Source organism: Nonomuraea sp. MG754425 (genome assembly GCF_021699195.1).
In the GTDB taxonomy this organism is placed as follows: domain Bacteria; phylum Actinomycetota; class Actinomycetes; order Streptosporangiales; family Streptosporangiaceae; genus Nonomuraea.
In genome coordinates this window covers 40,117-46,855 of sequence record NZ_SSXE01000061.1, presented here as the reverse complement: position 1 = coordinate 46,855, position 6,739 = coordinate 40,117, and the positions used below count along the sequence as shown (strand labels likewise).

The window sequence follows — 6,739 nt, the reverse complement described above, 5'->3', positions numbered from 1 at the left end:
CCCCCTCCCCGAAGAGCACCCCCTCGCCGCGCCCCAAGCGCCCGGGGGAGCCGTGCACCCAGCAGGACCTCGTCCTCAGCCTCCAGGGCGGCAAGGCGCAGATCTACGCGGGCGGCTCCCATCCCACGTTCCTGGTCACGCTGGTGAACACGGGTTCGGTGATGTGCACGGCCGACGTGGGGCCGCGGGCCATGGAGATCCGGATCACGTCGGGCGCCGACCGCATCTGGTCCACGGCCGACTGCGTGAGCGGCGAGGGGACGGACGTCAGGCAACTGCAGCGAGGGGTGCCGTACGTGCGGTCGCTGGAGTGGGACCGGCGGCGTTCCAGCTCCGACTGCCGCTCCACCCGTACGGCGGCGCTGCCCGGGACGTACGTGGTCGCGGCGCGCATGGGGAAGATGCGCACCGACAAGGGCGTCTTCCACCTGCGTTAGAGGCTCGGGGTCAGACGTAACGTTCGAGGATGGACGATTCGGCGAGGCGGGACAGGCCCTCGCGGACGCTGCGGGCGCGGGACTCGCCGACCCCGCCCACCGCCTGCAGGTCGTCGATGCTGGCCGCCAGGAGTTTCTGCAGGCCGCCGAAGTGGTTGACGAGCCGGTCGACGACCGTGGCGGGCAGGCGGGGCACCTTGGCCAGCAGGCGGAAACCCCGCGGGCTGACCGGGATGTCGAGCTGGTCGGCGCCGTTGTGGCCCAGGACATGGGCCACCGCCGCCAGGTCGAGGAGTTGGTTGCCCGAGAGTTCGTCCAGCTCGTGCAGGGCCTCCAGGAGGCGTCGCTGGCGGCGGCCGGCCGGGGCCGGGAGGTAGTCGCGGATGACGAGTTCGCGCTCGGAGTCGACGCCGGCGACCAGTTCGTCCAGTTGCAGGGACAGCAGGCGGCCGTCGGTGCCGAGTTCGACGACGTAGCCCTTGATCTCGTCGGAGATGCGGCGGACCATTTCCAGGCGCTGCGCGACGGCGGCGACATCCCTGACCGTGACGAGGTCTTCGATCTCCAGCGCCGACAGGGTGCCGGACACCTCGTCGAGGCGGTGCTTGTAGCGCTCGAGGGTGGCCAGCGCCTGGTTGGCCTTGGACAGGATGGCCGCCGACTCCTCCATGACGTAGCGGATGCCGTCGAGGTAGAGGGCGATGATGCGCATCGACTTGCTGATGGCGATGATCGGCAGGCCGGTCTGCCTGGCCACGCGCTGGGCGGTGCGGTGGCGGGTGCCGGACTCGTCGGTGGGGATGGCGGGGTCGGGGACGAGGTGCACGGCGGCGCGGACGATCTTGTGGTCGCCGCTCAGCACGATGGCGCCGTCCATCTTGGCCAGTTCGCGCAGGCGGGTGGCCGAGAAGTCGACGTCGAGCGTGAAGCCGCCGCTGCAGACCTCTTCGACGACCTTGTTGTAGCCGAGCACGATGAGCCCGCCGGTCTGCCCGCGCAGGATCCGCTCCAGGCCGTCGCGCAGAGGTGTGCCCGGCGCCACAGCGGCCAGGGCTTCGCGACGGCGGTCGTCAAGACTCCTATCCACCTGACCCCCGTGTCGATCGGTCACCTCAGCTTAGCCGCGCTATGTTACGTGTGTGAGAGCGTCCCAGACGTTCTCCGCCTGCAGCACCTCGAAGCCGGGTGCGAACGCCACCGGCCCCACCGGCACCAGGGCGCGCTGGCCGCCGCGTCTGCGGCCGGGCTCCTCGAGCGATCCGGCGGGCACGAGGGCGCGCTTGAAGCCCAGCCTGGCCGCCTCGGTGAGCCGCCGGCGCACGTCTTTCACCGGCCGCAACTCGCCCGCCAGGCCCACTTCGCCCAGCGCCACCAGCCCCGGGGGCAGCGGTTTGTCGCCGGCGGCGCTGGCGACGGCGAGCATGACGGAAAGATCGACGGCCGGATCGGCCAGCTTGATGCCGCCGACGGTGGCGGTGAACACGTCGCAGCCGCCGAGGCGGGCGTTGAGCCGGCGCTCCAGGACCGCGAGGACCATCTGCACGCGGTAGGTGTCGAGGCCGGAGGAGGTGCGCCGGGGCTGCTGCGCGTCGGTGCGGGCGACCAGGGCCTGCACCTCGGCGGGCAGCGGCCGGGTGCCCTCGACGGTGACGGTGACGCAGGTGCCGGGCACCGGCTCGCTGCGCCGGGAGACGAACAGCCCGCTCGGGTCGGTGATGCCCTCGATGCCGCGCTCGTGCAGGTCGAAGCAGCCGATCTCGTCGGTGGGGCCGAACCGGTTCTTGATCGCGCGGACCATCCGGAGCCTGGAGTGGCGGTCGCCCTCGAAGCTGAGCACGACGTCGACCAGGTGCTCCAGCGTGCGGGGGCCGGCGATGGAGCCTTCCTTGGTGACGTGACCGACGAGGACGGTGGCCATGTTGCGCTCCTTGGCCAGGCGCACGAGGTTGGCCGCCACCTCGCGCACCTGAGTGACCCCGCCGGGCACGCCGGTGGCCTGCGCCGAGCCGATCGTCTGGACGGAGTCGACGACGAGCAGCCGCGGCTGGACCTTCTCCACGTGGCCCACCAGGGCCGACAGCTCGGTCTCCGCCGCGAGGTAGAGCTGGTCCTGGATCGCGCCGATGCGGTCGGCCCGCAGGCGCACCTGGGCCGCCGACTCCTCGCCGGTGACGTAGAGGACGGTCGCGCGCTCGGCGATGCGCGCCGCGGCCTCCAGCAACAGCGTGGACTTGCCGATGCCCGGCTCGCCCGCGAGCAGCACCACCGCGCCCGGCACCAGGCCGCCGCCGAGCACCCGGTCGAGCTCGGAGACCCCCGTGGTGCGGGCGGTCGCCACCTCGGCCTTGACCTGGCCGATGGGCAGGGCCGGCGCGGTGGTGGCCCCCGCCTGCACGACGTTGACGCCCGCGCGGGCGCCCTCTTCGTCGACCGTGCCCCACGTCTGGCACTCTCCGCACCTGCCGACCCATTTGGTGGTGCGCCATCCGCATTCGGTGCAGCGGTATCCAGGCTTCTGGGCAGTCTTGGCCATGCGGAGCAGGCTAGCGTCCGGGGCCGACAATCCTCGAGACGCGGCGGTCGCACCGCGCGGGGAATCCGGACGGCGGGACCTACTCCAGGCCGAGCGCCGAGACCAGCAGCCGCTTCGGCTTGGCGCCCACGACCTGCTTGACCGGCTCGCCGTTCTCGAACAGCAGCAGCGTCGGGATCCCCATCACCCCGTAGCGGGCCATGATCTCGGGGTTCTCGTCGGTGTTCAGCTTGCCGATCGTCAGGTCGTACTCGGACTCGATCTGTTCCAGCACGGGGGCCACCATCCGGCACGGCCCGCACCACTCGGCCCAGAAGTCGACCAGGATCGGCTTGTCGCTCTTGAGCACCTGCTCCTCGAAGTTGCCGGTCGTCAACGTGATCATGATCATCCCTTCACAAAGCAGCCTGGGCACGCCTGGGCGAGCTGGGCGGCGACCTCGGCGCGGCGGGCGAGCAGCGTGCGGATCTCCCGGTCGATCTCGCCGAGCTTGCGCTCGTAGACCTCGACCGACTCGGCGCAGGAGCCGCCCGTGCTGTGCCCCCGGCGCAGGCAGTCGACGAACGGGCGGGTCTCCTCCAGCGTGAAGCCGATCTGGAGCAGGGCCCGGATCTCGGAGACCAGCCTGACGTCGTCCTCGCCGTAGGTGCGGTAGCCGTTGGAGGCGCGGCCGGCCCGTAGCAACCCGTGCTGTTCGTAGTACCGGAGCGAGCGGGTGCTCACTCCGGTGCGTTCCGCCAGCTCACCGATGCGCATGCGTCCAAGGTAAACGTTGACGCCCATGTCAAGGTCAAGCGCGGGCTCAGAAGTGCCGCCAGCGCAGCACGTTCGGGTACGGCAGCTCCAGGCCGGGCGTCTCGGCGATGGCCCGCTCGGCGACCTCGGGCGTGAACTCGATGCGCAGCACCGCCTCCAGGTCGGCCCGCTGCCGGAAGGTCATGCGCAGGTCAAGCTCCTTGCGCTGCCACCCGTGCCGGTCCCAGAACGCCTCCACCTCGCGGGCCGAGTACGTCGGCACGGTGTGCGAGAACCACCGGCCGAACGAGCCCCGCGTGGCGTCGAGGTCCACGACGAAGGCCGCGCCGCCGCGCCGTACGACCCGTGACAGCTCGCGCAGGCCGGGCTCGCAGCCGGGCCCGAAGAAGTACGCCCAGCGCGCCATGGCGACGTCCACCGCGGCGTCGGGAAGCGGCAGGTCCTGGGCCGCGGCGGCGTGCACGGTCACGTTGGGCAGCCCCGCGCAGCGGCGGCGGGCCAGGCCGGCCAGGTCGCCGTGCGGTTCCACGCCGATCACGCGGGACGCCTCGGCGGCCAGGACCGGCAGGTGGTAGCCGGTGCCGCAGCCGATGTCGAGCACGGTGGCGCCGTCCCAGGGGCGCAGGGCGCGCATCGCCGCGTCGGCCGCGCCGTCGGGGTCGACGGCGCGGTTCTCCAGCTCGTAGATCTGGGGCGTGTTCCAGATGTTCGGGCTTGGGATGGCACCTTTCGCTATCCGTGTCATGTCCCAACGCTAGGGGCTGACGCGCCATATCGGCTTCCCCGGCTTAGGCTGGCAGCGTGGCTGATGTCATCCGCGTGCCCAATGCGAAGATCGCATTGTCCACCGCCTCGGTATATCCGGAACGCACTCCTGACGCGTTCGAGCTGGCCGCGCGCCTGGGTTACGACGGCGTCGAGATCATGGTCGGCGCCGACCCGGTGAGCCAGGACATCGACGTGATCGAGCGTCTGTCCGGCCACTACCAGGTGCCGGTGCTGGCCATCCACGCGCCCTGCCTGCTGGTCACCCAGCGGGTTTGGGGCCGCGACCCGTGGGCAAAGCTGGTCAAGGCCCAGAAGGCGGCCGAACGCCTGGGCGCGTCCACGGTCGTGGTCCATCCGCCGTTCCGCTGGCAGCGTGACTACGCCCGTGACTTCGAGAACGGACTTGCCAGGATGCGGGATGAGACCGATGTCACGTTCGCGGTGGAGAACATGTTCCCGCTGCGGGCCAGGGGCAACGACGTGGTGCCCTACTCACCTGACTGGAACCCGGTCGACCACGCCTTCCCGCAGGTGACGCTGGACCTGTCGCACACCGCCGTGTCGGGCTCCGACGCCATGGAGATGGCCGTCAAGCTCGGCGACCGGCTCGCGCACCTGCACCTGGCCGACGGTCTGGGCGTGTCCAACAAGGACGAGCATCTGGTGCCGGGCCGGGGCAACCAGCCGTGCGCGCCGATACTGGAACGCCTGGCCGGCACCGGCTACTCCGGGCTGGTGGTGCTGGAGGTCAACACCCGCAAGGCGGCCAGCAGGACCGAGCGCATCGACGATCTGGCGGAGGGGCTGGCCTTCGCCCGGCTGCACCTGGCGGCGTCCACATGAGCACCGGACCCATCAAGGACCTGGGCAGGGGCTTCGACCGCGTCGCCGACGCCTACGACGCGGCCCGGCCCAGCTATCCCGACGACGTGTACCGCGCGCTGACCGAGGTGTCCGGCATCGACCTCGACGGCGCGACCACGGTGGACGTCGGCGCGGGCACCGGCATCCTGACCCACGCGCTGCGGGCGCGCGGCTCCCACGTCATCGCGGTGGACCCGGGGGAGGCGATGCTGGCCCGCCTGGTCGCCAAGACCACGGGCCCCGGCGGCCCGCGCCTCGGGGCCGTGCTGGCCGACGGCAACGCGCTGCCGCTGGCCGACGGGGTGGCCGACCTGGTGACCTACGCCCAGTCGTGGCACTGGCTCGACCCGGCGTCCTCGATCGGTGAGGCCCGGCGGGTGCTGCGGCCGGGGGGCGTCATCGCGGGCTGCTGGAACCTCAACCACGCGGCGCAGGCCGACTGGCTGGCCGCCCACGAGGCCCGGCTGGCGGCGGAGGTGCCCGGCTACTGGGGCCCGGCCGTGGAGCAGTGGTCGGTGCCGCCGATCGCCGCGGCCTTCGAGGTGATCGAGGAGCGCTGGATCCCCTGGACGCGCTTGATCGGCATCGAGGACTTCCTGCTCGACCTGCGCTCCCACTCGTACATGGCGGCGCTGTCGCCGGAGCGTGCGGACGAGGTGGTGCGGGCGCGGCGGGCCGAGTTGCGCGCGGCGTTTCCCGAGGGGCTGCTGTCGGTGCCGCTGCGGGTCTACCTGGCGGTGGGTAGGTGACGGTGAAGAGACGGCCTGGGCGCAGGCCGGGCTCGGCCGACACGCGTGGTGAGATCCTCACGGCGGCGCGGCGGGAGTTCGCGGAGAAGGGGTTCGACAAGGCGACCGTGCGCGGCATCGCGCGGGAGGCGCAGGTCGATCCGGCTCTGGTGCACCACTACTTCGACACCAAGGAGGGCATGTTCGTCGCGGCCATGGAGCTGCCGTTGGGGCCGCGGGATATCGTCCCGCTGCTGGTCGACGGGCCGCGCGAGGAGATCGGCGAGCGGCTGGTGCGGCTGATCCTGCGGGTCACGGCCTCGGCGGAGACCCGCGAGCCGCTGGTGGCGCTGATCCGCTCGGCCATGACCAACGACCAGGTGGTCGGGATGTTCCGGGAGTTCCTCACCAACGCGCTGCTCTACCAGGTGGCCGACCGGCTCGAGGTGCCGTATCTGCGGATCGAGGCGGCCTTCGCGCAGATGTTCGGCGTGGTCATGGCACGTTACGTGCTGAAGCTGGAGCCGCTGGCCAGCGCGAGCCCCGAGGAGTTGGTGGAGCTGCTGGCGCCCACGGTCCAGAGGTACTTCACGGGATAGAGCATTGTTCTGGAGATGGCGATGACCATAGGGTATGTCGCGTAACCCAGTAAA

8 protein-coding genes and 1 pseudogene are annotated in these 6,739 nt (G+C 71.4%); 4 read left to right on the top strand and 5 right to left on the bottom strand.

Annotated features, from left to right (window positions below):
• Positions 1–437 (top strand): annotated as a pseudogene (locus FAF44_RS21895) (hypothetical protein); the annotation flags it as partial.
• Positions 438–447: 10 nt separating this feature from the next.
• On the opposite strand, the gene disA reads toward FAF44_RS21895, so the two are convergent.
• From disA to FAF44_RS21870, 5 genes are all read right to left on the bottom strand, one after another.
• Positions 448–1,524, bottom strand: a complete 1,077-nt coding sequence (gene disA, locus FAF44_RS21890; RefSeq protein ID WP_237105088.1) for a DNA integrity scanning diadenylate cyclase DisA — start codon at positions 1,522–1,524, stop codon at positions 448–450.
• 39 nt (positions 1,525–1,563) lie between these two features.
• Positions 1,564–2,970 (bottom strand): DNA repair protein RadA, encoded by a 1,407-nt coding sequence (gene radA, locus FAF44_RS21885; protein ID WP_237105087.1) that lies wholly within the window; start codon positions 2,968–2,970, stop codon positions 1,564–1,566.
• A gap of 79 nt (positions 2,971–3,049) precedes the next feature.
• Positions 3,050–3,355 carry a thioredoxin gene (gene trxA, locus FAF44_RS21880; protein WP_237105086.1) on the bottom strand — a complete coding sequence of 102 codons (306 nt, stop codon included), beginning with the start codon at positions 3,353–3,355 and terminating at the stop codon, positions 3,050–3,052.
• 2 nt (positions 3,356–3,357) lie between these two features.
• Positions 3,358–3,726 carry a MerR family transcriptional regulator gene (locus tag FAF44_RS21875; protein WP_237105085.1) on the bottom strand — a complete coding sequence of 123 codons (369 nt, stop codon included), beginning with the start codon at positions 3,724–3,726 and terminating at the stop codon, positions 3,358–3,360.
• A 46-nt stretch (positions 3,727–3,772) separates the two neighbouring features.
• Positions 3,773–4,471 (bottom strand): class I SAM-dependent methyltransferase, encoded by a 699-nt coding sequence (locus FAF44_RS21870; protein ID WP_237105084.1) that lies wholly within the window; start codon positions 4,469–4,471, stop codon positions 3,773–3,775.
• A gap of 56 nt (positions 4,472–4,527) precedes the next feature.
• On the opposite strand from FAF44_RS21870, the gene FAF44_RS21865 reads away from it, so the two are divergent.
• The 3 genes from FAF44_RS21865 to FAF44_RS21855 are packed head-to-tail and all read left to right on the top strand — an operon-like array spanning position 4,528 to position 6,685.
• Entirely contained in the window at positions 4,528–5,337 is an 810-nt protein-coding gene (locus tag FAF44_RS21865) for a sugar phosphate isomerase/epimerase (RefSeq protein ID WP_237105083.1), read from the top strand.
• Positions 5,334–6,107 carry a class I SAM-dependent methyltransferase gene (locus FAF44_RS21860; RefSeq protein ID WP_237105082.1) on the top strand — a complete coding sequence of 258 codons (774 nt, stop codon included), beginning with the start codon at positions 5,334–5,336 and terminating at the stop codon, positions 6,105–6,107. Before FAF44_RS21865 ends, FAF44_RS21860 begins: the two co-directional genes overlap by 4 nt.
• Positions 6,104–6,685, top strand: a complete 582-nt coding sequence (locus tag FAF44_RS21855; protein ID WP_237105081.1) for a TetR family transcriptional regulator — start codon at positions 6,104–6,106, stop codon at positions 6,683–6,685. Before FAF44_RS21860 ends, FAF44_RS21855 begins: the two co-directional genes overlap by 4 nt.
• The last annotated feature ends 54 nt before the right edge of the window (positions 6,686–6,739 follow it).